This is a genomic window from Staphylococcus sp. HMSC072E01 (assembly GCF_001814125.1).
Classification (GTDB): Bacteria; Bacillota; Bacilli; order Staphylococcales; family Staphylococcaceae; genus Staphylococcus; species Staphylococcus hominis.
In genome coordinates this window covers 89,546-114,083 of sequence record NZ_KV814959.1, presented here as the reverse complement: position 1 = coordinate 114,083, position 24,538 = coordinate 89,546, and the positions used below count along the sequence as shown (strand labels likewise).

General features: G+C 31.1%; 25 protein-coding genes. 18 read left to right on the top strand and 7 right to left on the bottom strand.

Features of this window, described 5'->3' with window-relative positions:
* Positions 1–175: 175 nt before the first annotated feature.
* The 6 genes from hutG (at position 176) to HMPREF2953_RS01440 (ending at position 6,074) form a co-directional block, all read left to right on the top strand.
* Entirely contained in the window at positions 176–1,111 is a 936-nt protein-coding gene (gene hutG, locus HMPREF2953_RS01465) for a formimidoylglutamase (RefSeq protein ID WP_070671422.1), read from the top strand.
* 156 nt (positions 1,112–1,267) lie between these two features.
* On the top strand, positions 1,268–2,386 hold the full coding sequence (locus HMPREF2953_RS01460) for an amidohydrolase (protein ID WP_070671420.1): 1,119 nt from the start codon (positions 1,268–1,270) through the stop codon (positions 2,384–2,386).
* An 88-nt stretch (positions 2,387–2,474) separates the two neighbouring features.
* Positions 2,475–3,356 carry an SDR family oxidoreductase gene (locus HMPREF2953_RS01455; RefSeq protein ID WP_019835630.1) on the top strand — a complete coding sequence of 294 codons (882 nt, stop codon included), beginning with the start codon at positions 2,475–2,477 and terminating at the stop codon, positions 3,354–3,356.
* Between the two features lie 77 nt (positions 3,357–3,433).
* The gene (locus tag HMPREF2953_RS01450; RefSeq protein WP_070671418.1) at positions 3,434–4,045 is read left to right on the top strand and encodes a flavin reductase family protein; all 612 of its coding nucleotides are present in this window, start codon (positions 3,434–3,436) and stop codon (positions 4,043–4,045) included.
* Positions 4,046–4,141: 96 nt separating this feature from the next.
* A complete protein-coding gene (locus HMPREF2953_RS01445; protein WP_070671416.1) occupies positions 4,142–5,434 on the top strand; it encodes a Na+/H+ antiporter NhaC family protein in 1,293 nt (430 codons plus the stop codon).
* Positions 5,435–5,555: 121 nt separating this feature from the next.
* Positions 5,556–6,074, top strand: a complete 519-nt coding sequence (locus HMPREF2953_RS01440) for an SRPBCC family protein (RefSeq protein ID WP_070671414.1) — start codon at positions 5,556–5,558, stop codon at positions 6,072–6,074.
* Positions 6,075–6,131: 57 nt separating this feature from the next.
* Here HMPREF2953_RS01440 and HMPREF2953_RS01435 read toward each other — a convergent pair whose 3' ends face one another.
* Complete coding sequence (locus HMPREF2953_RS01435; protein ID WP_049334607.1) at positions 6,132–6,893, bottom strand: MurR/RpiR family transcriptional regulator; 762 nt, start codon at positions 6,891–6,893, stop codon at positions 6,132–6,134.
* Positions 6,894–7,094: 201 nt separating this feature from the next.
* Here HMPREF2953_RS01435 and HMPREF2953_RS01430 point away from each other — a divergent pair, with 201 nt between their 5' ends.
* Positions 7,095–8,696, top strand: a complete 1,602-nt coding sequence (locus tag HMPREF2953_RS01430) for an alpha-glucoside-specific PTS transporter subunit IIBC (RefSeq protein WP_049334606.1) — start codon at positions 7,095–7,097, stop codon at positions 8,694–8,696.
* A 45-nt stretch (positions 8,697–8,741) separates the two neighbouring features.
* Here the strand turns inward: HMPREF2953_RS01430 and HMPREF2953_RS01425 are convergent, their stop codons facing one another.
* Positions 8,742–9,272, bottom strand: a complete 531-nt coding sequence (locus HMPREF2953_RS01425; RefSeq protein WP_002454979.1) for a hypothetical protein — start codon at positions 9,270–9,272, stop codon at positions 8,742–8,744.
* 286 nt (positions 9,273–9,558) lie between these two features.
* Here HMPREF2953_RS01425 and HMPREF2953_RS01420 point away from each other — a divergent pair, with 286 nt between their 5' ends.
* From HMPREF2953_RS01420 to HMPREF2953_RS01410, 3 genes are read left to right on the top strand one after another with little or no spacing between them, the layout of a single operon-like run.
* Positions 9,559–10,473 carry a bile acid:sodium symporter family protein gene (locus HMPREF2953_RS01420; protein ID WP_070671412.1) on the top strand — a complete coding sequence of 305 codons (915 nt, stop codon included), beginning with the start codon at positions 9,559–9,561 and terminating at the stop codon, positions 10,471–10,473.
* Positions 10,474–10,522: 49 nt separating this feature from the next.
* Positions 10,523–11,167: an HAD-IA family hydrolase gene (locus tag HMPREF2953_RS01415; protein ID WP_002448575.1), complete on the top strand. Its 645-nt coding sequence runs from the start codon at positions 10,523–10,525 to the stop codon at positions 11,165–11,167.
* A gap of 5 nt (positions 11,168–11,172) precedes the next feature.
* Positions 11,173–11,364, top strand: a complete 192-nt coding sequence (locus tag HMPREF2953_RS01410; protein WP_002454981.1) for a hypothetical protein — start codon at positions 11,173–11,175, stop codon at positions 11,362–11,364.
* 56 nt (positions 11,365–11,420) lie between these two features.
* Here the strand turns inward: HMPREF2953_RS01410 and HMPREF2953_RS01405 are convergent, their stop codons facing one another.
* Together HMPREF2953_RS01405 and HMPREF2953_RS01400 are read right to left on the bottom strand one after the other, a co-directional pair.
* Positions 11,421–11,609: a hypothetical protein gene (locus HMPREF2953_RS01405; protein WP_002448560.1), complete on the bottom strand. Its 189-nt coding sequence runs from the start codon at positions 11,607–11,609 to the stop codon at positions 11,421–11,423.
* Positions 11,610–11,615: 6 nt separating this feature from the next.
* Positions 11,616–11,960, bottom strand: coding sequence for a hypothetical protein (locus tag HMPREF2953_RS01400; RefSeq protein ID WP_049334604.1), 345 nt, complete (start codon positions 11,958–11,960; stop codon positions 11,616–11,618).
* Positions 11,961–12,287: 327 nt separating this feature from the next.
* Here HMPREF2953_RS01400 and HMPREF2953_RS01395 point away from each other — a divergent pair, with 327 nt between their 5' ends.
* A complete protein-coding gene (locus tag HMPREF2953_RS01395) occupies positions 12,288–13,745 on the top strand; it encodes an amino acid permease (RefSeq protein ID WP_070671410.1) in 1,458 nt (485 codons plus the stop codon).
* Between the two features lie 146 nt (positions 13,746–13,891).
* Here the strand turns inward: HMPREF2953_RS01395 and HMPREF2953_RS01390 are convergent, their stop codons facing one another.
* The 3 genes from HMPREF2953_RS01390 to HMPREF2953_RS01380 form a co-directional block, all read right to left on the bottom strand.
* Positions 13,892–14,764 (bottom strand): MurR/RpiR family transcriptional regulator, encoded by an 873-nt coding sequence (locus HMPREF2953_RS01390; protein WP_002454983.1) that lies wholly within the window; start codon positions 14,762–14,764, stop codon positions 13,892–13,894.
* 322 nt (positions 14,765–15,086) lie between these two features.
* Positions 15,087–15,440 (bottom strand): hypothetical protein, encoded by a 354-nt coding sequence (locus HMPREF2953_RS01385; RefSeq protein ID WP_049334601.1) that lies wholly within the window; start codon positions 15,438–15,440, stop codon positions 15,087–15,089.
* A gap of 112 nt (positions 15,441–15,552) precedes the next feature.
* The gene (locus tag HMPREF2953_RS01380; RefSeq protein ID WP_070671408.1) at positions 15,553–16,248 is read right to left on the bottom strand and encodes a helix-turn-helix transcriptional regulator; all 696 of its coding nucleotides are present in this window, start codon (positions 16,246–16,248) and stop codon (positions 15,553–15,555) included.
* Between the two features lie 369 nt (positions 16,249–16,617).
* Here HMPREF2953_RS01380 and HMPREF2953_RS01375 point away from each other — a divergent pair, with 369 nt between their 5' ends.
* The 7 genes from HMPREF2953_RS01375 to HMPREF2953_RS01345 all read left to right on the top strand — a co-directional run bounded on the left by HMPREF2953_RS01375 (position 16,618) and on the right by HMPREF2953_RS01345 (position 24,482).
* Entirely contained in the window at positions 16,618–17,397 is a 780-nt protein-coding gene (locus tag HMPREF2953_RS01375) for an inositol monophosphatase family protein (protein ID WP_049334599.1), read from the top strand.
* Positions 17,398–17,512: 115 nt separating this feature from the next.
* On the top strand, positions 17,513–18,460 hold the full coding sequence (locus HMPREF2953_RS01370; RefSeq protein WP_070671407.1) for an LCP family protein: 948 nt from the start codon (positions 17,513–17,515) through the stop codon (positions 18,458–18,460).
* 254 nt (positions 18,461–18,714) lie between these two features.
* Entirely contained in the window at positions 18,715–21,666 is a 2,952-nt protein-coding gene (fdhF, locus tag HMPREF2953_RS01365) for a formate dehydrogenase subunit alpha (RefSeq protein WP_049334597.1), read from the top strand.
* A gap of 1 nt (position 21,667) precedes the next feature.
* On the top strand, positions 21,668–22,135 hold the full coding sequence (locus HMPREF2953_RS01360; RefSeq protein WP_049334596.1) for a helical membrane plugin domain-containing protein: 468 nt from the start codon (positions 21,668–21,670) through the stop codon (positions 22,133–22,135).
* Between the two features lie 165 nt (positions 22,136–22,300).
* The gene (locus HMPREF2953_RS01355) at positions 22,301–22,522 is read left to right on the top strand and encodes a hypothetical protein (RefSeq protein WP_049334595.1); all 222 of its coding nucleotides are present in this window, start codon (positions 22,301–22,303) and stop codon (positions 22,520–22,522) included.
* Between the two features lie 23 nt (positions 22,523–22,545).
* Positions 22,546–23,337, top strand: coding sequence for an N-acetylglucosaminidase (locus HMPREF2953_RS01350; RefSeq protein ID WP_070671404.1), 792 nt, complete (start codon positions 22,546–22,548; stop codon positions 23,335–23,337).
* Positions 23,338–23,357: 20 nt separating this feature from the next.
* Positions 23,358–24,482 carry an FAD-dependent monooxygenase gene (locus HMPREF2953_RS01345; RefSeq protein WP_070671400.1) on the top strand — a complete coding sequence of 375 codons (1,125 nt, stop codon included), beginning with the start codon at positions 23,358–23,360 and terminating at the stop codon, positions 24,480–24,482.
* Positions 24,483–24,538: the final 56 nt, after the last annotated feature.

Genomic DNA, 24,538 nt, shown 5'->3' with positions numbered 1-24,538 from the left:
TTTTAAATATCATTAAAATGTAATAGTATTGAATTATTTTTAAATTTTTGAAACTAATATTTAATGTCTGAATCATAAATTAAAGAGTGAATAATTTAATAAAAATGGGTATTGATTGTATAAAATATGTTATATGATTAAGGTAACCTTAAATAATTAGGAGGCATCTAATATTATGTACAGTAAAAGCAATCCAAAATTATGGAAAGGAAGAGTAGATAGTCAAAATGACCCTAAGCAGTTTAAGCATTTTCAGACCGTCACATTTGCTAATTTAGAAAATATAGAAAATCAATTTGATAAAGTTGGTGTAGGTTTGTTAGGCTATGCCGTTGATAAAGGGATAGAACTGAATGAAGGAAGAATTGGTGCTAAAAAAGGACCAGACGAAATAAAAAAAGCGTTTGCCCAATTACCGGATTTAAGTGAATGTGAATCTCTTGTTGATTATGGAAATGTAGAATATACAAAAGGTTCTCTAAGTGAAGTTCAAGAAGAAATGGGGCATTTGGCTGCTCGAGTTATTCAACAGCATCACCAATCTTTTTTTATTGGTGGAGGACATGATATCGCATACGCACAATATCTAGCAACGAGACAGATTTATCCTGATACTTCTATTGGCATTATTAATATCGATTCGCATTTCGAGACGCGTGCTGATGTACAATCTAATTCTGGTACAATGTTCAGACAAATTTTAGAAAAAGATGATAATATTGATTACTTAGTTTTAGGTTTATCTCAAGGTAGAAATACACGTTCTTTATATGAATATGCTGAAGAAAAAGGAATTATCTATGTATATGCAGATGAAATTTTAAATGATTTGTCTCCAACCATTAAAGATAAAATTGAACGTTTTATTCATCAGCATGAAACGATTATGTTTACAATTAGTATGGACGCCATCGATAGTGCATTTGCGCCTGGAGTAAGTGAACCTACTGTACTCGGATTGAATCCTCATTCTGTATTTGATATAGGTAAACGCGTCATATTAAGTGGAAAGACGTCTTCTATTAGTATTGCTGAAGTTAATCCAAATTATGATATTGATCATCGTACTGCTCAACTTGCAGCGAATTTTATTCACCATTTTATAGAGTAGTTATTTTAAAAATCGAAGTGAACTTTTAGATAAGAGTAGTCCACCATTCTAAGTAATGGGTATCTACTCTTATTTAGTTATAAGAAAAGTTTGATAATTATGATACTATAGACTATACAACATTTTGTTGGACTTAGAGAAAGGGAAGTGACATTGATGACAAGTTTTAACGACGTTGTAAAATGGAGACGCATGTTTCATCAATATCCTGAGTTATCAAAATACGAATATAAAACGACGCAACGTATAAAAGATATATTAACTTCATACAATATTAAAATGATTGACATTCCAATGGAAACGGGTCTAGTAGCAGAAATAGGACAAGGAGAAAAGTGTATCGCTGTTCGTACTGATATTGATGCGTTACCTATTCAGGAGCAAGTTAGTCAAGACTTTACTTCTACTAATGATGGAGTGATGCATGCTTGTGGACATGATATTCACATGGCTAGTATCTTAGCTATTGCTACCAAGTTAAAAGAAGAAGAAGAACAATTAAATGGAAGAGTAAGGTTTTTATTTCAGCCAGCCGAAGAACTTGGATATGGAGCTAAAGTCATGGCTAAAACCAATGCACTAGATGATGTACAAGCGATTATTGGATTTCACAATTATCCAACATTAGATATTGGAGAATTTGCAATTAAATCAGGTCCTATTACTTCTGCTGTAGATCGTTTTGAATTTAAAATTCATGGCAAAGGAGCTCATGCTGCCAAGCCAGAGCAAGGCAATGACCCTGTAATGGCGTTAGGGCAATTAATTACAAGTTTGCAAACAATTATTAGTCGTAATTTATCTGCCTTTGATAGTGCTGTCATTACAATAGGGGAAGTGTCTTCAGGTAATACTTGGAATGTTATAGCAGATAATGCTTATGTTCAAGGTACGGTACGTTCATTCAAACCTGACGTACAAGATTATATTGAACAACGTATGCATGACATTGCTAAAGGATTAGAACAATTATTTAATATAGAGATTGAATTAATTTATACACGTTTACCAGGCGCAGTTATTAATGACGTAGAGCTTACAAAACATGCTAAAGAAGCGGCAAAAAAAGTAGGATACACAGTAATTGATTTAGAACATCCGTATACAATTGGAGAAGATTTTTCTGGTTTATTAGAGCATCATCCAGGGGTATTTGCATTTATTGGATCGAATAGCGAATATGATTTACATCATCCAAAATACAATCCAGATGAACGTATTTTAGAAAAAACACCTGATTATTTTATAGAACTGATTTATCAATTATTAGCATAATATTTATTAGAAAATTTTTGGAATTATGATTTAATTACTATTTAATGTGGTAAAGCTGTATTGAGTGATTAAATAGGAGATGATTTTAATGGGTGCACAAGATCCAAGAACTAAATTTAAAGATTCTGATTATAAAAAACAAGAACAAGAAACACCAGGTTATCAATATAAAATGTCACCTAAACCAGATTGTGGTGAAGAATCATATGAAGGTCATGGCCGTTTACAAGATTATAAAATGCTAGTAACTGGTGGCGATTCTGGTATTGGACGTGCAGCAGCAATTGCTTATGCTAAAGAAGGCGCTGATGTAGCTCTTAACTACTTACCAAGTGAAGAACAAGATGCACAAGAAGTTAAAGAAGTCATCGAAAAAGCTGGAAGAAAAGCAGTGCTTATCCCTGGAGATGTGAGAAATGAGCAGTTTAACTATGATTTAGTAAAACAAGCTTATAATGAATTAGGTGGCTTAGACAACATTACTCTTGTTGCAGGTCATCAACAGTATCATGATGATATTCATGGATTTACGACTGAACAATTTGCTGAAACATTTGAAACAAATGTGTATCCAATTTTTTGGACTGCTCAAGCAGCAACTAAATATTTAAAACCAGGTGCTTCAATTACAACGACATCTTCAGTGCAAGGGTATAAACCTGCTGCAATTTTACATGATTATGCCGCTTCTAAAGCAGCAATTATTTCATTAACAAAAAGTCTTTCTGAAGAATTTGGAGATAAAGGTATTAGAGTGAATAGTGTAGCGCCAGGACCATTTTGGTCACCTTTACAAATCAGTGGTGGACAACCTCAATCAGCAATACCAGAATTTGGCCAAGCTACTCCACTAGGTCGTGCAGGTCAACCTGTTGAATGTGTGGGACCATATGTATTATTTGCTTCAGAAGATGGTAGTTATTTAACTGGTCAAGTTCATAGCGTTACTGGTGGTATTCAAATCGACTAATTTAGTTAAACGTTAAGTATACTGGCGAGAGATTTTTAGAAATCTCTCGCTTTTTATTTTATAAAGTAGAATTAAAAATGAAAGGGATTAATCCAAATCAATTATCAGATATTCAAAATTATAAATTATTAAGTGGTTCAGTTATACCTAGACCTATTGCGTTTGTAACATCGGAAGATGAAAAAGGTAATTTAAACGGTGCACCATTTAGCTTTTTCAATGTAGTGAATAATAAGCCACCTATGATAGCAATTGTAGCACAAAGAAGTAATGGTAAGCGTAAAGATACTGCTATAAATATTGAAAAAACAAAAGAATTTGTTGTGCATATTACAGATGAATTCAATATTGAAGATATCAATGAGACGGCTGCACCTTTAAAATACGAAGACAATGAATTAGAACGCACATCATTGACTCTTATCAGTTCATCTATTAAACAGACGCCTGCTGTGAAAGAAGCTAATATTCGTTTTGAATGTAAATTAGATCAAATGATTCAATTAGGTACTAAAAATGATGGTGCGGATTTAATTATAGGAGAAGTTGTTATGTATCATATAAATGAAGATGTCTATTTTGAGGATAGTAAAATTGATTTTAATCAGCTTAAACCCGTAGCACGTTTAGCGGGGAATAATTATTCTAAACTCGGAGACACATTTACAATTAAACGTCCAGAATCATAATAATATGAATTTTACATGTAATTGTATTGACGATGATATATGAATCTTGTACCTTTAAATATAAATTCAATTAGTATTAAGGAAAGTAGGTTAAATATGGAAGAAGGGAATAAAGGGCATGCATGGGCACTACTACCTCTTGTGCTATTTATTGCATTATTTTTAGGAATAGGAATCGCTACTGGAGATTTTAGTAATATGCCTTTAAATGTTGCGATAACGATTACTGTGATTGTAGCATTAATGATGAATAGAAAAGAAAAATTTTCAAAAAAGATTGAAATATTTACCCAAGGAGCAGGGCATTCAAATATTGTCCTAATGGTTTTCATCTTTATCTTAGCAGGTGCATTTTCAACTACTGCTGAAAAAATGGGTGGTGTTACGTCTACAGTTAATTTAGGACTATCACTCATACCACAAAATTTTATTATTGTAGGATTGTTTATAATTTGTATGTTTGTCTCTATCTCTATGGGAACCTCAGTTGGAACTATCGCAGCACTTGCACCTGTAGGATTTGGATTTTCTCAGGCAACTGATATTTCAGCTATGTTAGCGATGGGAACAGTAGTAGGCGGTGCGATGTTTGGTGATAATTTATCAATGATATCAGATACCACAATAGCAGCAGTACGTACTCAAAAAACAAAAATGAGCGATAAGTTTAAAGTTAATTTTTGGATTGTTTTACCAGGTGCAATTCTAACAATTATCATTTTATTTTTCTTAACAAATGGTGTACATATTGATCATTCTAAGCAATATGATTATAACTTAGTGAAAGTCATTCCTTATATTTTAGTGCTTGTTTTAGCCGTCATTGGTGTGAATGTTATCGTAGTTTTAATTAGTGGTACTATACTTTCTGGAATCATTGGTCTTATTGATGGTTCTTTCAATTGGAAAGGTTTATTAACTGCTATATCAAAAGGAATTATTGGAATGGAAGATATTGCAATTATAGCTTTACTTATTGGTGGGCTTGTTGGTCTTATTCAACATAATGGCGGTGTAGAATGGTTGCTTAATTTTGTGAAATCGAAAGTGAAATCGAAACGTGGTGCTGAATTTGGTATCGCTAGTCTTGTGAGTGTAGCGGATATCGCTACAGCAAATAACACAATTTCAATTATTATGTCAGGACCATTGGCTAAAAATATTGCCGATGAGTATGAAGTAGATCCTCGTAAATCAGCAAGTCTTCTTGATATTTTTGCTGGATGTTTTCAAGGTCTGTTACCCTATAGCCCTCAACTTATTGCAGCAGCGGGTGTCGCTGGAATATCTCCTTTTAGTATGATGCCATATTGTATTTATTCAATTTTATTAGGCATTTGTGGAATTCTAGCAATTGTATTTAGATTTCCACGTCTTAAGACGAAATAAATGATGTATAACAAGTTAAAATCATCTAAATTTATATTTTTTTTAATTTCTGATAGTTGAAATTTTGGTAGTATTTATAAATGCGTTAAAATATAACTAAGAGTGAAAGTAGGTGAGATGAGTGGCAAAATATAATGTAGAAAATGAACAAGTTGAGATTCATATTGAGCGTTTATTTAAATATTCTCCAGAATTGGTTTATAGTGCTTGGACAGATATAAACTTATTAAAGCAATGGTTTATGACCTCCCAACGAACAAATAAGTTATTTGATGCAGATATTCATGAAGGTGAACAATATCGTATAGTAGATGCTCGTAATGGTAAACAAAATGTAATTCAAGGTAAATATGAAGAATTAGTATCCGATGAATATATCAAAATGACTATTGGAATGCCAGAATTAAGCGATAGTCAAGATGTTATTGAAGTAGAATTTGAAGAGCGTGAATCAGGCGGTACGCAAATGTTCTTTTACTATCAATCTATAGTAGAAAAAGAACGTCGTTTAACGGCTTTAGAATATAAACATAAAAAGAAAGAATATCATGATTCTACTGCACATGGTTTAGAATTAATGTTTGATCGAATGAATGAAGTTTTAGATCAATATGTAGAGGACAATGATATGTTACTTTAATTAAAATGAAAAGACCTATTGAGTAAAAGTAAATTATTACTTAATAGGTCTTTTTATTTATTGTAATTCACCGTTTTCTTTTCGCTCATTATATTTTCTTAGTAGCGTTTCAAAGAAGATATGATAATTAATAAAGCTAGAATAATCTATATCATTGTATAAATAAAATGTATGACTAGAAACGTAAACATTATAATTTGCCTTTTGTGCTAATGTATTGTCTTTCATGGTTGTAACAGAAATAAAATAACGTTGGCGCAATTGAAGTAAATTAGTAATCTCAGTTAATTGGTGAGTTTCTCCAGATAAAGAAATCACAAAAAATAAGTCATCTTCATTAGAGTAGTTAAGTACCATTTTAATCTCATGTTCATCATGCAATACAATTACATTTTTATGCATAGTTAATAAGATACGTTGTGCCTCTTCAGCTACATTTTTCTGAGCTCGTCCAGTACCATATAAGTATACATTGGTAGCTTTATCAATTTTTTCAGTAATAAGGTTAAAATTTACCCTTTCTAGGTAAGTAAATGTTGTTTCAATTTCTTGTTTAAATTGTTTGATTGAATCGGTAGGAACTTCATGTAAAGATTGACTTTCAAATTTTAAATAAGATTTAAAATCACTATAGCCATCAAAGCCTAATTTACGGGTGAAACGATGAATCGTTGCGTTTGATGCATGTGTATGTTGCGATAGTTCTTGTATTTTTAAAGTTTTACATTGTTCTATATGTGTATTAACAAAATGAGCTATATGAAGATCATTATCATTTAATTTATCAAAGTTAGCATTAACTCTCTCATCTAATAACATATAAACACCTCAAGTTATAGTATTGAAAATTTTTTCATCTATAGAAAACATAAACTGATTATACAAAAATATTTCAAAATGAGTCAATGCCATTGTATATGTGAAAGCGTTTACTATAATAGGGTTAAGACATTAAGAAAGCGCTTAAAAAAGTGCAATATTATATGAATAACTATGATATTTAGATTTGGGGGTCAACATATGAACGCAATAAAACGTTTTGGGAGCGCAATGATAGTTCCAGTATTAATGTTTGCATTCTTCGGGATTATATTGGGGTTTGCAACACTATTTAAAAACCCAACGATAATGGGTGGTTTGGCAGACAGTCACACATTTTGGTTTAAATTTTGGTCAGTCATTGAATCTGGTGGTTGGGTTATCTTTAATCACATGGAAATTGTATTTGTAGTAGGGTTACCTATTTCACTTGCTAAAAAAGCACCAGGTCACGCAGCATTAGCAGCTTTAATGGGTTACTTAATGTTTAATACATTTATCAATGCCATTTTAACGCAATGGCCACATACGTTTGGTGCAAACTTACAAAAGGGTGTTGAAAATGTTACAGGTTTAAAAGCAATTGCAGGTATTCCAACATTAGATACTAATATTTTAGGTGGTATCATTATTTCAGCTATTGTAACTTGGATACATAATAGATATTACAGTAAGAAATTACCTGAAATGCTTGGTGTTTTCCAAGGTTTAACATTTGTAGTCACTATTTCATTCTTTGTTATGTTACCAGTAGCAGCCATTACATGTGTAGTGTGGCCAACGATTCAAAGCGGAATTGAATCATTACAACACTTCATTATTGCTTCTGGTTATATAGGCGTATGGTTATACCATTTCTTAGAACGTGTATTAATACCTACTGGACTTCACCATTTTGTTTATGCACCAATTGAAGTAGGTCCAGTTGTAGCAAAAGATGGTTTAAAAGCAGAATGGTTTAGACATTTAAATCAATTTGCCGAAAGTAGCAAACCATTAAAAGATCAATTCCATTATGGTTTCATGCTTCAAGGTAATGGTAAAGTATTTGGCGCAATTGGTATTGCTTTAGCAATGTATTCTACAACACCTAAAGAAAATCGTAAAAAAGTAGCTGCATTATTGATACCTGCTACATTAACTGCTGTTGTAGTTGGTATTACAGAACCATTAGAATTTACATTTTTATTTATTGCACCATTCTTATTTGTTATTCATGCATTATTAGCTGCAACAATGGATACAATCATGTATGGTTTTGGGGTAGTTGGTAATATGGGTGGAGGACTGCTTGACTTTATTGCAACAAACTGGATTCCACTTGGACAAAATCACTGGATGACTTATGTAGCTCAAGTTATTATTGGTTTAATTTTTTCAGCAATTTACTTCTTTGTATTTAGATATCTTATTTTAAAATTTGATATTCCATTACCAGGACGTCGTGCTGAAGAAGAAGTGAAACTATTTTCTAAAAAAGATTATAAAGAGAAAAAAGGAGAAGATAGTACAGACACTTCAGGTTTTAAGCCTAGTAATGAATATGAAGAAAAAGCATATTATTATTTAGAAGGTTTAGGTGGAAAAGAAAATATTAAAGATGTGACAAATTGTACAACACGTTTACGCTTAACTGTTAATGACGAATCAAAAGTAGAAGATACTGCATATTTTACACATCAACAAATGGCACATGGACTTGTAAAAAGTGGTAAGAATGTACAAGTAGTTGTAGGAATGACCGTACCACAAGTACGAGAAGCATTTGAACACTTAGTGTTTGATGAAAATGATAAAAAATAAGATACCAAAAGGGTCGAAACAAAATGTTTCGACCCTTTAACTACTCTAAGAAATACGTGCATTATGTAATGCGCGAGTTTTATATGTGGCTGATAAAATATCAATATTTCGACAAGCAATAAACTGAATGAGTTTCGAGAATATTTCTGGTTTACAACATACGCTAGCATAATTATTGTTTAATGTATAAGTTAAATCATATTGATTAGAGAAATATGTCATTATATCAATAACTTTATCTTTAATAAAAGCATCTTGTAATCCATCTATACATAAATTAAAGCGTTTAGAAGAAGAATAATGTTGTCCAGAATCCAATAAGATGTGTGTATTTCTAGAAGAGAGAATTTGGTAAATAGAAATTTGGTAAAAACTTAAAAAACTAATGAAATAGGGTAATTGTTGTTTAGGTAAGCTAATTTCAAGGGCTGGAGTATTGTTATATTTAATAATGTTGTATTGAAATGATTCGCAAAATTGAACATTTCTGCAAATTTTCATTAATTGTCTTTTAGTCGATCTTGATTGCAAACCTACAATATTTAGAATGTAAGTTTCAAATTTATCTATCCACATGCAAGAACCTCCCAATTCTTAATAATATGTAGTATTCATGTCATTATCATTCTTAAAATAAAACACGTCGTTCCTATATACAGTCTGATTGTATCACTCTTTATTATGATTATCACTACGACTTTTGAATGAATTTTAATTTAATATTTTTGTAATACAGTCGTAACTCTATTTAAAAAAGAAAAAATAAAAATATACATATTTTTTAAATATTCTGAAAATTTATTGTTTTACTTTTTCTCCTGTGATACTCTTATTTCATTATTTAAAATAAGAGGGTGACGTCATGTTAAGTAAAGTAAGTGAATTTGCAACTAAGACATTTTTATTGTGGATGTTTATTGCTGCTATTATAGGTTTTATATTTCCAATTCAACTAGCGACGATTGGTCAATTCGTCCCATGGCTATTAGGAATTGTGATGTTAGGCATGGGAATGACAATTAAACCTAGTGATTTTAAATTGGTTTTTAAAGAGCCGAGGTCTGTTATTATCGGAGTGATCTTACAATTCACTATTATGCCTATCTTGGCCTATACTATTGCGAAAATATTTCATTTACCAGCTGAGTTAGCAATTGGAGTGATTTTAGTTGGATGTTGTCCTGGCGGAACATCAAGTAATGTCATGAGTTATCTAGCTAATGCTAATGTTGCGTTATCTGTAGCGATTACAAGTGTATCTACTTTATTAGCACCATTTGTAACACCTGCTTTAATTTATTTGTTTGCTCATGAGTGGTTACATGTATCATTTTTAAGTATGCTATGGTCGGTCATTCAAGTTGTTTTATTACCAATAATCATAGGATTCATTCTACAACTTGCTTCCAAAAAAGTAACTCGAGAAGCTACTAAAATTTTACCAATTATTTCTGTAGTAGCGATTTCATTGATTTTAGCGGCAGTTGTTGGAGGGAGTAAATCACAAATTCTTAAAACTGGATTACTTATTTTTATTGTAGTCATTTTACATAATGCAGTGGGCTATTTATTAGGTTATGTTTTAGCACATGTATTCAAACTTGATAGAAGAGACAAAAAGGCGGTTTCTATTGAAGTTGGAATGCAAAATTCAGGTTTAGCTGTGTCTTTGGCAACTGTACATTTTAATCCACTAGCAGCAGTGCCAGGAGCCGTATTCAGTTTTGTTCATAATATTTCTGTACCTATTCTTGTCAAATATTGGTCTAAACGTTAATGTAATATGTTAAACTTACCTATAATATTAAGTTTAAAGGAGAAATATCATGTATAAAGCAATAGTATTCGATTTTGATGGTACAATTGTCGATACTGAACAACACTTATTTAATATTATTAATAAGCATCTAATTAGTCATAATGCAACACCAATTACACTCGATTTTTACCGTGAAAATATTGGTGGAGAAGCAAAGGATTTACACGAATATTTGGAACAGACGATTGGAAATGATAATAAAGAAACTATTTATAAAGAACATCATCAAACAAGCAATCAATTAGAAATTAATCCTACGATTAAACAATTGATGAAATACTTAAAGCAACGTCATATTCCTATGGCAATTGCGACAAGTAGTTATAAAAAGGATATTTTTCCAGTATTTAAGAGTTTAGGTTTAGATGAATATATAAATATTATTGTTGGAAGAGAAAGTGTAGAATATGTAAAACCAGAGCCAGAACTTTATTTGACTGCGGTTCAGCAGCTTAATTATTCTCCAACGCATTGTTTAGCTATTGAAGACTCTGTAAATGGTGCTACAGCTGCTTTTCGCGCTGGATTAGATGTTATAGTAAATACAAATTATATGACTCAAACACAAGATTTCTCAACTATTCCATATATTGGTAAAGATTTAAATAACGAAGAAATTATAAATCGTTTTTTTGAAAAGGGACATGTGTGAATGAAATGTCGTGGCAATTAATTATCTTCTTTTTAGCTGGACCCATTATTATCGGAATAGGAAATCTTGTTTTAGGTCCAATATTTAATAAACGTATTCCTTTTAGAGTTCGTATACGTTCATTCATGTTAGGATCAATGATATATCTTATACTTGCTTTTATAGCGTATTTCTTTTTGTTACAAGGCAAATTATAAAGTGATCGACCAATATAACAGTAAAAAAGGAACCTTTTTCTAAGGTTCCTTTTTTATTAAATAATTATTTTTAGAATAATTGTAAAGACTAATAAAACAATTAAAATCGCATCAATACCTACCATTACGGTAAATCTAGTACTTTTAGATCCTTGAGATTTAGCTTGTTTCATTGCATTATAATTTGGTATGAGACTTAAAAATAATAAAACAATAATTAATATTATACCGATAGTGACTGACATATATATTTATTCTCCTTTTCTTTTTTCAATCCATTCCCATATAAATCCTGCAATAATACCTACACAGATTCCTGTTAAAACACCGAACTTTGGAGAAGATAATACGATTCCTATAATTAAAAAGATTATAACAGCGATAGATAAAGTAATACTAAATTTTATTTTACGTTGATCAGAATTAAAGATTGAAAATACAATTAAGTATAGTAAGAAAAATGCTAAAGTTGCTAAAAGCGTTCGTAGTATAAGCGAACTTACCATGTGCTGTTGTTCACTAAAAAAGTTCAGTAAAAAGAACACAATAGCAAAAATAATAGATATTTTTATATCCTTTTTTAATAAATGCTGCATAAGGTTAAACTCCTTTAAGTCTATATAAGCAGTATAGCATACTGCTAAAGTATCAATTAAATATATTAATTTAGTAATATGATTCTCAACTAAAAATAACTCAATAATACAAATATTAAAGTATTCATTTTTGTAAAAAGTAAAAATATTTTAATTAAATTAAGGAAAACGCTTTCATAAGGATTTAAAAAATATATTTTATTTTCTGAAAATTATAGTATAATAACTTCAATAAGGTAAAGGATATGTCGACTAAGAAAACGTAATAAATATTTTCTAAAGTTTAAAAGTATCGCACCTTAGTCCAAATAGAGATGGGGTATTTTTATGGATAATAATGAATTACATAGGGGACTGAGTGCACGTCAAATTAGAATGATTGCGCTTGGTGGGACAATCGGTGTAGGTTTATTTATGGGGGCAACAAGTACAATTAAATGGACTGGACCGTCAGTTATTTTTGCGTATTTAATCGCAGGAATATTCTTATTTTTAATAATGAGAGCAATGGGGGAAATGATTTATTTAAATCCAACAACAGGTTCATTTGCAACATTTGCTAGTGAATACATACATCCAGCTGCTGGCTATATGACAGCGTGGAGTAATATATTCCAATGGATTGTCGTTGGGATGAGTGAAGTCATTGCCGTAGGTGAATATATGAATTATTGGTTCCCTCATTTACCACAATGGATACCAGGCGTGATTGCAGTAGTAGTATTATTAATAGCAAACTTAGCTTCAGTTAAGGCGTTTGGAGAATTTGAGTTTTGGTTTGCAATGATAAAAGTGGTAACAATCATATTAATGATTATTGCTGGATTAGGATTGATTTTTTTTGGAATTGGTAATGGAGGACACCCTCTCGGTATTTCTAACTTATGGAGACATGGTGGATTTATGCCAAATGGATTAGTTGGTTTCTTCTTTGCACTTTCAATCGTTATTGGTTCTTATCAAGGAGTTGAGCTAATTGGTATTACTGCAGGTGAAACAAAGAATCCTCAAGAGAATATTAAAAGTGCTGTAAATGGTGTTATATGGCGTATATTAATTTTTTATATAGGTGCTATTTTTGTTATCGTTTCAATATACCCTTGGAATCAATTAGAAAGTATTGGTAGTCCTTTTGTAGCTACATTCTCTAAAATTGGTATTACATTTGCTGCAGGTTTAATCAATTTTGTTGTATTAACTGCTGCATTATCAGGATGTAACTCTGGTATTTTTAGTGCAAGTCGTATGATATATACACTTGCTCAAAAAGGGCAAATGCCTAAAATCTTTACACGTGTAATGAAAAATGGTGTGCCATTTTATCCTGTATTAACTATTGCAATTGGTATTTTAATCGGAGCATTATTAAATGTTATTTTACCTTTATTTATAAAAGGCGCTGATAGTATTTTCGTGTATGTTTATAGTGCATCTATTTTACCAGGTATGATTCCATGGTTTATGATTTTAATCAGTCATATTCGTTTTAGAAAATTACATCCAGAACAGGTTGAAAATCATCCATTTAAGATGCCAGGAGGCTCAATTTCTAGTGTTATGACAATTGTCTTTTTACTCATTGTTTTAATTGGTATGTTATTTAATAAAGACACAGTTATTTCAGTAGTTATAGGTATTATTGTCTTAGCAGGGGTTACAGTGTATTACTTTATTCGCGGTCACCACAAAAATGATGCTATAAAAAAGAGTAAAATAACGATAAAACTATATATTAAAAAATCTGAGACATGCATAAACGTCTCAGATTTTTTAACGTTTGGATAGTAAATCCCTAAGTTAAACATAGACTAATATCAAGTTTTTCAATTGTAGACCGAGACCCTAACATAAAGCCATTCAAAAAGAAAGTCGACGACCAACGTAAGTTAGGAATGAAGTGGAACAATGAGTTCTATCCCACTCCTTTTTTACTAATGTTTAAATTCAATTTTTGATAAATATTTGTGATAATTATCTAATGAAATCTTTGACTGTGTTATATAGTCTAAAGAATCGTGATAATTACGTGCTATAAAGCGGTAAAAGATAATATCAATCGTATATAATTGTGCAAATAATGCAGTCGTCGCACTCATACACAGTTCGTTTTTATAATCTTCATTATACGTTAAAACTAAATCAGAATCTTTTGCAATTGAATTATTGTTAGAACTTGTAATAGTAATCATTGAAAGATTAAAATCTTTAACGACTTTTACCATTGCTTGTAGTTCGCTCTGTTCACCACTATTTGTAATAAAAACGACACAGTCATTTTTATTATGTGTAGACAACATTGTAGTAAGTAAATGTGTATCTTGAACTAATTGAATATTGAGACCAATACGGGATAATTTCTGATAAAATTCAAGCGCACACACATATGAACTCCCATAACCATATAAAAAAATGGTATGTGCCTGTTTAAATGTTTCACAAATAGCGTCAATAGTTTGATGATCTATAAAATGATTACTTTGTTTTAACGACGTTTTAGTTTGAAAATATAATTTTTGTTTTAAACTTTCTACTGATTCATTTTCTACTAACTTGATATTATACGGTGTAACTTGCTTAGGAAACCATTGCTTAATTTCATCGCGTATAGCTTTAAAATTTTGATTAATTAATTTTTGACTATAACGATTCATAGTAGATATACTAATATTAAGCTCATCTGCAATTGCTTCATTAGACATTGAAACTAATTTGTGTGGAGAATTTAATATGAAACGTGAAAGTTTCTGTTCACTTTTAGAAGACGAAGCGTAGACTTCATCTATCCTACTTAAAATATTTGTCATCCAATCACCTAATTTATTAAAAGTTTTTCTTTCATCATAAATAGATAGATGAAAATGAAAACATCTCTATCTAGGCATGTGAATACATCATATATTACATCTAAATTCCCACAAATATCGATAAATAACTGTAAAGTGATTAAGTTAAGTAAAGGTTTACGTAACAGGATTACCGAAATAATATGATATTCTCCCATCAATATGACATTATTTCGAGAATTAAAAAACAGTATGCATTTTTACTTAATATTAATCAAGCATTATTATACATACTATCAATTACAATGACAATTCACCTACTAAACTTATCAAAAAAATAAGGTTATTGATAATTATTAATCTGATTATAAACTTTATAAATATGATTTTGACGTTCTTGCAAATCAACGATTAAATTTCCATTTTTAAAATTTTGAAGAGGGATTTGTTTTAAGTGAGTCACCAATTCATTGTATTGCTCGAAACAATACATTTGTGAATCAGAACAATGAGATGAAATACTATTTATTTGATTATGTTTAAAATGAGCACGGCAATGAGTAATAAAATTATTGTAATCTTTAATTCCCAAAGATAAATGTGCTATGTCCATAAAATAATAATATTTAGCTTTTTCTAGTAAAATTAATAATTGAATTAAAATGTGTTGATCGTATATTAAGGTTTTATAATGCATGGTACACTCATCCTTTAAAAGAGAATGTTAAGGATATATGGTGTGTAAGCATTTAGTATTTAAGAATGAAAGTGAGAATATATGGAAATTTCTTCAATACTCACTTTATTCATTATTCACTGTTTTTAGGCTGTAGAAATTCCTTATAGTTATGAATAGTAATATCGTATGTTTGAATCTTTTTTTCAAATGAATAAGAAATATCAACAATATTTAATATTGATAATTCACGAGTTCTACCGAATCCAATTTCATAAACAATAGCAAACCATTGACCGTTACGGCATAGTAAACCGATGAATATCACATTTTCTGCAGTAATTTCATTATTTTCTAAAAAGTCAACAAGCATAACATGTCTTTCGTTACTATAAATTAAAATATCTGAAAATAGATGTGGTAATGTTAGAGAATGTGTATCTTCTAGTTTAATATTATTGGAGATATGTTTCAGTATTTTTAGCATTTGTGTATTAGGTGTTTTTAAACATTGGTTCATAATTGAATGAATGTCTTGAGTGTAAGGTAATGTAGAGTAAGATTGACTTTCTTGCAAAGTTAAAAATAGTGCAATAAGTTCGGATTCATTTAATTTAAGTTGAAAATAATGATCAGTATTTTGAATTTCATATCCACCGCGTCTTCCTTTATGAGCGTATATATGAACCCCTTTAGATTCTAAGTCATCAATATCTCTAGTAATTGTACGGGTAGAGACATTAAATTGTTTTGCTAAATCAGACGCATTGATTTTATGTCCTTGTTGAATGAATGAAATAATTTGATTTTGTCTTTCCATTTTATTCAATATACTCACCACCTATGAACATTACATATTACATTAATTATAACATAAGACTGGTATTCAAGACATTTCTAATAATAAGTTGATTGAAAGTGTAATAATAAACTATTTTTCTTTTGGAAAACGCTTACAATTTTTAGGTAATTATGCTATTATAATATTTGTAACAGGGTAGAACGATTTCAAACAAAGGGGTAGGAGCTATATAACAGATAGCTCAGGGTGAGTCGTTCGGGTTACATCGAAACATCTTCAATATTTATTACTTACTTTCCTTTCTATTTTGTCGGCTAGCAAATGACTAGCCGATTTTTTATTTTAAAAAAATAATATGTTGTATGATAAGATGAATAAAAACGTTGAGGTGACATCATGCAAAATCAACAACTTCAATTTATAGATAAGCATATTACGAATTGGTTCCAGCATTTAGATGATATTATTCCTAATTTAATTAAAAACATGGTTACAGAAACAAAAGAAAATCGATTCGATTTAGTTACAAATGTAGATAAACAAATACAAAATGATTTCGAAGCCTATCTTGAAAAGTATTTTCCTACACACCAGTTATTAGCTGAAGAAAAAAATAATGAGGGTATTGAACCCTATCAGGGGCACCTTTGGATTATGGACCCTATTGATGGAACAGCCAATTTAGTGAAACAACAAGAAGATTATTGTATTATTTTAGCTTACTTTGAAAATGGACAACCTAAATTATCTTATATTTATGACTACGCTCATAAAATTATATATAAAGCAATTGAAGGTAAGGGCGCCTTCATGAATAATGTCAAACTTGAGTCTCCAGAAGTATTATCGCTTAAAGATACTATTGTTTCATTTGGTTCAGAATATGTGAGTGAAAATTTAAGTAAAGCTTTGTATCAATCGTCTTTTAGTGTGAGATATATAGGAGCTTGCGGATTAGATTCAGTGCGAGTAATTAAAGGACAATTTGGAGCACATTTTAATACCAATCCTAAACCTTGGGATATCGCAGCACAGTTTTTATTCGCTAAAGAATTAGGATTAGTGATGACGCAAATGGATGGGCAACATCTTGATTTCGCTAAAGGTGGTCCCTTTATTATTAGTAATAAAGGGTGCTACGAGGAGATATTAGCTATTATTAATGATGAACACTAATACTTCTATTCTTAGTTATTTGATATATTTCCTACTAAAGTTGTATAGTAAATTAAATCATTTAATATATAATAATGGAGATATATTTTAATATAAATAGAATAGGAGGAGGAAGATGCAACGTCCTGATAAGAAAAAACATTCCTCTAGTAAAATAATGAAATGGGTTATTAGTATACTTGTTGTGTTAGCTATCGTTGCTGTAGCCATTATCGCAGCGACGATATTGATAACAGGTAATAAAATTCATAACCCACTTCATCGTCAACAATCTGAATTGCGTTCTCATAATGTTAATTTAAGAAATGGAGATCCATTTACAATTGCCTTATTTGGTGTTGACTCTAATGTACAACGTAAAAGCACAAATGATGGTGAACGTAGTGATACAATAATGGTTTTATCAGTGAATCCAAAGAAAAAAACGACTGAGCTTGTAAGTATTCCACGTGATACTCAAGCGGAAATCGTAGGAAGAGGTACAACTGAAAAAATTAATCATGCTTATGCTTATGGGGGTCCTACCATGGCAGTTAAATCATTAGAAAAACTAATGAATGTGCCAATAGATCACTATGCTACTATTGATATGGATGGATTACACGACATGATTGATTCGGTAGGCGGTGTTAACATAGTAAGTAATGATACATTTACAGTTCAAGGTACAACATTTACTAAAGGGCAATCTACTCATGTTGATGGAGATACAGCCATGGCATTTATTAGAAGTCGTAAAGAAACTGGTGCAGGTGGCGATTTTGGACGTCAAGAACGTCAACAACTAGTTTTACAAGCTATGGCAAATAAAATGGTGAGTTCTTCAGCGATTACACATTTGCCATCATTAATTACTCAAATTCAAAAGAACGTCACAACCGATTTAACATTAGGTGACTTAAATGAAATTAGAAGTCATTATAAAGAGGCTAATGATACAGTTAATCGTCATCAGCTAGAAGGTACAGGTAGTATTCAAAATGATGGATTATGGTATTTTATTCCTAATGAAAGTTCAAAAGTACAAATGACAGAGGTATTAAATAATAATTTGAAAAAATAAAAGATTTATATAGAAATTAAAAAATCTGAGACTCATTTATATGTCTCGGATTTTTTATTTAAAGAGATAAAAATTTAAGAGCATATTCTTTATTTAAAAGAATAAAAAAAGATCAATAGATATGATTGAAAGCCTTAACATGATATGATTTTAGTTATACAATAATATTAATTCTGTATTGAATATGGGGAAACAATACAGAATCTTAATGAAATTAGTTGTGTATGGAATATAAATATAAGGTGGGGAAAGCAATGCAAGAACATTTAGTTTTAACCCTAGATGATGTGGATTACCTTGTAGAACCTGGAACAAATTTACTGGAATTTATTAAATCTCGTGATACTTTCGTACCTTCAATTTGCTATAACGAATCCATGGGTCCAATTCAAACCTGTGATACTTGCGTGGTTGAAATTGATGGTAAAGTTGAACGAGCGTGTAGTACAGTAGTTGACCGTCCGATGTCAGTCAATACTCAAAATAAACGAGTGAAAGCTAGCCAAAAAGAAGCATTAGATAGAATTTTAGAAAAGCATATGCTGTATTGTACGGTATGTGATTATAATAACGGTGATTGTGAGATTCACAATGCCATGGATGCATGGGGATTACAAGAACAATCATATGAATATAAAACAAAACCTTATGAAAAAGATTATGGTCCTTTCTATCGTTATGACCCAGACCAATGTATCCTATGTGGCAGATGTGTAGAAGCATGTCAAGATGTGGAAGTTAACGAAACACTTTCTATAGACTGGGATCGTGAGCACCCACGTGTGATTTGGGATAATGATGTTCCAATAAATGAATCGTCTTGTGTATCATGTGGTCAATGTGCGACAGTATGTCCATGTAATGCAATGATGGAAGTCAATATGGAGGGTAATGCAGGATATTTAACTGATACAGAACCGGGTTCATTAGCATCTATGATTGATTTAACTAAAAAAGCTGAACCAGGAGATGGATTGTTATTTGCTGTGTCGGATTCTGAGGCAGAGATGCGCAAAGAAAGAATTAACAAAACTAAAACAGTATGTACATATTGTGGTGTAGGATGTTCATTTGATGTATGGACAAAAGATAGAGAAATCTTAAAAGTTCAACCATCACACGACTCTCCAGCAAATAAAATCTCTACTTGTGTAAAAGGTAAATTCTCATGGGGACACATTAATTCGGATCAACGTTTAACTAAACCTTTAGTACGTAAAAATGGTGAATTTCATGAGGTTGAATGGGAAGAAGCCCTTGATGTTATAGAAGAGAACTTTAAGCGCATTAAAAATAAATATGGTGGCGATCATCTAGCATTTATCGCCTCTTCAAAAGGTACAAACGAAGAGTCATATTTAATGCAAAAACTTTCTCGCCAAGTATTTGGTTCAAATAATATTGATAATTGTTCGAGGTATTGTCAAGCACCTGCTACAAAAGGATTATTTAGAACGGTAGGACATGGCGGGGACTCAGGTTCTATTGATGACTTGGAAAAAGCAGCTATGACGGTACTTATTGGTACAAATACAGCAGAAGCACATCCAGTTATTGCTTCAAGAATTAAACGTGCACAGAAATTGTTTGGACAAAGAATGCATGTCTTTGATATTCGTAAACATGAAATGGCTGAACGTGCAGATGAATTTTATCAACCTAAACCTGGTACAGACTTAGTATGGTTGAGTGCTGTGACAAAATATATTATCGATCATCATTTACATGATATCGAATTCATTAAAAAGTGGGTTGACAATTTTGATGAATACTATGAGTCGTTAACTCCATTTTCATTAGAATTTACTGAAGAGGTTACAGGAATTTCAAAAGCGCGGTTAATTAGTTTCGCGGAAGAATGCGCAAAAGCAGAATCTGTAGCTATTTGTTGGGCAATGGGTGTCACACAACAAGATATTGGTAGTGATACAAGTACAGCAATTTCAAATCTTCTTCTTGTAACAGGTAACTATAGAAGACCTGGCACAGGAGCTTATCCATTACGCGGCCACAATAATGTTCAAGGTGCAAGTGATATGGGAAGTATGCCAGATCAATTTCCAGGTTATCAAATGATACACAATGATGAAATTAGAGCGAAATTTGAGAAAGAGTATGGTGTCACATTGAATCCAACGCCTGGTCGTGATAATCATCAAATGATGGATGGTATTCATGAAGGACAAATTCATTCACTATATTTGTATGGTGAAGATACAGGAATTGTAGATTCAAATATTAACTATGTACAATCTGCATTAGAAAAAGTTGAATTTTTGGTAGTTCAAGATGAATTTTTAACATTTACAGCAACGTATGCGGATGTTGTGTTACCAGCTAGTCCTTCGTTAGAAAAAGATGGCACATATACAAATACAGAGCGTAGAATTCAACGTATTAATCAAGCATTATCACCTTTAGGTGACTCAAAACCTGACTGGGTAATTTTCCAATTGATTGCTAAAAGAATGGGCTTTGATTGGAATTATAGTCATCCTTCAGAAATTATGGACGAAATTGCACGCTTAACACCTTCTTATTCAGGTGTCAGCTATGAAAGATTAGAAGGTTTTAACAGTTTACAATGGCCTGTAGCACCAGATGGTATAGATCAACCTACATTATATCTTGATGGCTTTAATTTCGATAATAAACGTGCAAAATTATTTAAATTAACATTTGATAATTTCTTTAAAGAAGATGAAGTATATGATTTACATGTGAATAATGGTCGCGTACTAGAACATTTCCATGAAGGAAATATGACATATCAAACAGAAATGATTAAATATAAAATGCCTCATGCATTTGTAGAAATTTCACCTGAATTAGCAAAAGATCGCGATATCCATGAGGGTGCAGAAGTAAAACTTATTTCTGATACAGGAGAAACTACTTTAGTTGCTACAATTACTGATAGAGTTAAAGGAAAAGAAATATATATTCCTTTAAATAATGATGCTATGAGTAATGGCGATATAGGCGCTATAAATAAATTAACTAATAGTGACGTGGATTATGCTACACACACGCCATCTTATAAACGTACACATTGTCGTTTAGAGGTTATAACTAGAAAAGGTAAGTCGCCTTTAAATCCAACGAATTTCCGTGTAGATAAACATCGTCATCCGCAATATAGTGTCCAAGTTCAGAAAAAATGGAAACGTAAGGATTATATTTTCCCGGGAAACGTGGTGGATTAATATGGCTGAAAGAATAACTAAAATTAATCGTCTTGAAAAATCAAAAGAACAACTTAAATTGGAAAGTTTGAATGAAGTTACAGATGCAATTGTTGAAAATAAGGATAGTATTTTAAAAGCTATTCGTATTATTAAAAATTTAGATGATGCAAAACTCTTAGATGCTGTTAACGGTGGTATTAAAGGTCGTCAAGTTATTATAAATAAATTCGCTACAGAATTAAATAAAGAGATGTATACTGGACTCATTACAAATTTAGCTCCAATGGTATTTATGCTTGGAAATTTAGAAGTTAAAGAACTAAATCAATTTTTAAATAAACTTAATAGTGGCTTACACGTAGCTAATCAAGCAAGTCCAAATGCCAAAACGACGATACGAAGCTTAATGAGTGTATTAAAAGATGATGATATGAATCGTAGCTTAACGTACATGCTAAATTTACTTAAAGGTATGTCTAGAAAATAAATTGAATATATATGACTCCTTAATATAAGAATGAGATGACTTATGTTAAGGAGTTTTTTTAGAAATGAATTTGTAAAACATAGTATACATCTATTATGATAAAGTAGAGTGTATAAATTAAAGTGTAAGGAGAGAGGACTTATTCATCCAAATATTATTAAAATAATGACTATTATTTCTAATATTTTTGTTGTATTAGGAATTATATTTTTAATTATGATGAAATTAATGTTAGCGATAGCAATGTTTGCCGTTTCATTGGCAATTAGTCTTGTTATTTTTAATGTATTATTTCGAGATCGTACGGGCATGAAAATTATTATTAATATTTCGTTTGCCATCGTTGTTATTGCTATTATAGTTGCATACAGTATGTTATCTAAATAAGACAATTAGAGGAATTTCAATTTATGAAATATAGAAATAGTAATCATTTACGTTTATCTATTATACTTTTTATGTTTGTTCTCATCATATTGATTGTATTACTTTGTATCAATCATAAGGATATACTACGTAATGATCGAAGATACAGTTTTCAAAAGGCCTTTCAAAAGCAAACCCAATCAAACCAATTAAATACCATTGATAAAAATAATCAGTTTGTTCTAGCGAATAATAATGAAGTGAAAAGAGCAATGAGTATTTCTAAAAAAGATAATGATTTAAAATATATGGATTTATCTAAAACGGTTCCAATGAATGAAGATGAGGTAAAACATATACTTAAAAATAAAGGTGTTTTAACAGATCAGGCTCAAACATTTTTAAAGGCCCAAGATAAGTATCAAGTGAATATTATATATTTAATGAATCATGCAATAATAGAAACAGCAAATGGTCAATCCGAACTAGCTAATGGTATTAAAGAGAATAATCATAAATACTATAATTTTTTTGGAATTGGTGCATTTGATCAAGATGCCATTGCTACGGGCCATAGTTATGCTAAAGAGCATAAATGGACAACACCCAGTAAAGCAATTATGGGCGGTGCAGCTTTTATTCGTCATCAATATTTTGAAAACGAACAAATTACGCTTTATCAAATGAGATGGAATCCTAAAAATCCAGGAGCTCATCAATATGCGAGCGATATTGAGTGGGCAGATAAAATTGCAGATAATATGAAAAAAGATTATGAACGTTTGGGTATAAAAAAAGATAAGATACGTAGGAATTACTATATATCTAATAAATAGAGATATTGAGGTGTAATAGAATGAAAGTTGCAGTGATAGGTGCTGGTATCGGAGGTTTAACGGTTGCAGCCCTTTTACAAGAACAAGGGCATGATGTCAAAGTCTTTGAGAGAAAGACTGATATTAAAGAAGTAGGTGCAGGTATTGGTATCGGTGATAACGTTTTAAAAAAACTTGGTAATCATGATTTAGCTAAAGGTATCAAAAATGCAGGACAAAATTTAAAATCATTAAATATTTATAGCGATAAAGGTGATTTGCTTACATCTGCTAAGTTGAAAGAGGGAACATTAAATGTGACGTTATCTCGTCAATCATTAATAGAGTTAATATATTCATATGTAAAACCTAATACTGTATTTACAGATTATGAAGTGACTAAAGTGGATGTTCAATCTGAACTGCCAATGCTTCATTTCTCAAAACATGCAAGTCAGACGTTTGACTTATGTATTGGAGCAGATGGTATTCATTCAGTTGTTAGAAAAGCATTATTCCCAGATTCTAAAGTGATTTATCAAGGTTATACGTGCTTTAGAGGAATGGTAGATGAAGCGGACATAATGAATCAATATACAGCAGATGAATATTGGGGAAGACGTGGACGCGTGGGCATTGTGCCTCTAATTAATAATCAAGCTTATTGGTTTATTACAATTAATGCAAATGAAAAAGATGCTAAATATGTATCATTTGAAAAACCACATTTGCAGGCTTATTTTAATCATTATCCTAATCAAGTGAGAGCATTGTTAGATAAACAAAGTGAAACAGGTATTATTAAAAACGATTTATATGATTTAAAACCTTTAACTTCATTTGTACATCGTCGTACAGTCTTACTAGGCGATGCTGCCCATGCAATGACGCCAAACATGGGGCAGGGCGCAGGACAAGCAATGGAAGATGCTATCGTTTTAGCTAATTGTATCGCTTCTTATGACTTAGAAAAAGCATTACAGCGATATAATAAATTACGTGTAAGACATAATAAAAAAGTAATAAAACGCTCTCGAAAAATCGGAAATATCGCTCAAAAAGATAATAAACTAGTTGTTGCATTGCGCAATTCTATCATGAAACATATGCCAAAACGATTTTTTAGTGGTCAAACTAAATTTTTATATAAGACAAAAGATAAATAAGGAGTTATCATAGAATTCACTATGGATTCTATGATAACTCCTTATTTTATTTAATC

What these genes read in the sequence shown, in the direction of transcription:
- hutG (WP_070671422.1), top strand. Translation starts at nt 176, where the DNA reads ATGTACAGTAAAAGCAATCCAAAATTATGGAAAGGAAGAGTAGATAGT.
- HMPREF2953_RS01460 (WP_070671420.1), top strand. Translation starts at nt 1,268, where the DNA reads ATGACAAGTTTTAACGACGTTGTAAAATGGAGACGCATGTTTCATCAA.
- HMPREF2953_RS01455 (WP_019835630.1), top strand. Translation starts at nt 2,475, where the DNA reads ATGGGTGCACAAGATCCAAGAACTAAATTTAAAGATTCTGATTATAAA.
- HMPREF2953_RS01450 (WP_070671418.1), top strand. Translation starts at nt 3,434, where the DNA reads ATGAAAGGGATTAATCCAAATCAATTATCAGATATTCAAAATTATAAA.
- HMPREF2953_RS01445 (WP_070671416.1), top strand. Translation starts at nt 4,142, where the DNA reads ATGGAAGAAGGGAATAAAGGGCATGCATGGGCACTACTACCTCTTGTG.
- HMPREF2953_RS01435 (WP_049334607.1), bottom strand. Translation starts at nt 6,893, where the DNA reads ATGTTATTAGATGAGAGAGTTAATGCTAACTTTGATAAATTAAATGAT.
- HMPREF2953_RS01430 (WP_049334606.1), top strand. Translation starts at nt 7,095, where the DNA reads ATGAACGCAATAAAACGTTTTGGGAGCGCAATGATAGTTCCAGTATTA.
- HMPREF2953_RS01425 (WP_002454979.1), bottom strand. Translation starts at nt 9,272, where the DNA reads ATGTGGATAGATAAATTTGAAACTTACATTCTAAATATTGTAGGTTTG.
- HMPREF2953_RS01420 (WP_070671412.1), top strand. Translation starts at nt 9,559, where the DNA reads ATGTTAAGTAAAGTAAGTGAATTTGCAACTAAGACATTTTTATTGTGG.
- HMPREF2953_RS01415 (WP_002448575.1), top strand. Translation starts at nt 10,523, where the DNA reads ATGTATAAAGCAATAGTATTCGATTTTGATGGTACAATTGTCGATACT.
- HMPREF2953_RS01410 (WP_002454981.1), top strand. Translation starts at nt 11,173, where the DNA reads ATGTCGTGGCAATTAATTATCTTCTTTTTAGCTGGACCCATTATTATC.
- HMPREF2953_RS01405 (WP_002448560.1), bottom strand. Translation starts at nt 11,609, where the DNA reads ATGTCAGTCACTATCGGTATAATATTAATTATTGTTTTATTATTTTTA.
- HMPREF2953_RS01400 (WP_049334604.1), bottom strand. Translation starts at nt 11,960, where the DNA reads ATGCAGCATTTATTAAAAAAGGATATAAAAATATCTATTATTTTTGCT.
- HMPREF2953_RS01395 (WP_070671410.1), top strand. Translation starts at nt 12,288, where the DNA reads ATGGATAATAATGAATTACATAGGGGACTGAGTGCACGTCAAATTAGA.
- HMPREF2953_RS01390 (WP_002454983.1), bottom strand. Translation starts at nt 14,764, where the DNA reads ATGACAAATATTTTAAGTAGGATAGATGAAGTCTACGCTTCGTCTTCT.
- HMPREF2953_RS01385 (WP_049334601.1), bottom strand. Translation starts at nt 15,440, where the DNA reads ATGCATTATAAAACCTTAATATACGATCAACACATTTTAATTCAATTA.
- HMPREF2953_RS01375 (WP_049334599.1), top strand. Translation starts at nt 16,618, where the DNA reads ATGCAAAATCAACAACTTCAATTTATAGATAAGCATATTACGAATTGG.
- HMPREF2953_RS01370 (WP_070671407.1), top strand. Translation starts at nt 17,513, where the DNA reads ATGCAACGTCCTGATAAGAAAAAACATTCCTCTAGTAAAATAATGAAA.
- fdhF (WP_049334597.1), top strand. Translation starts at nt 18,715, where the DNA reads ATGCAAGAACATTTAGTTTTAACCCTAGATGATGTGGATTACCTTGTA.
- HMPREF2953_RS01360 (WP_049334596.1), top strand. Translation starts at nt 21,668, where the DNA reads ATGGCTGAAAGAATAACTAAAATTAATCGTCTTGAAAAATCAAAAGAA.
- HMPREF2953_RS01355 (WP_049334595.1), top strand. Translation starts at nt 22,301, where the DNA reads ATGACTATTATTTCTAATATTTTTGTTGTATTAGGAATTATATTTTTA.
- HMPREF2953_RS01350 (WP_070671404.1), top strand. Translation starts at nt 22,546, where the DNA reads ATGAAATATAGAAATAGTAATCATTTACGTTTATCTATTATACTTTTT.
- HMPREF2953_RS01345 (WP_070671400.1), top strand. Translation starts at nt 23,358, where the DNA reads ATGAAAGTTGCAGTGATAGGTGCTGGTATCGGAGGTTTAACGGTTGCA.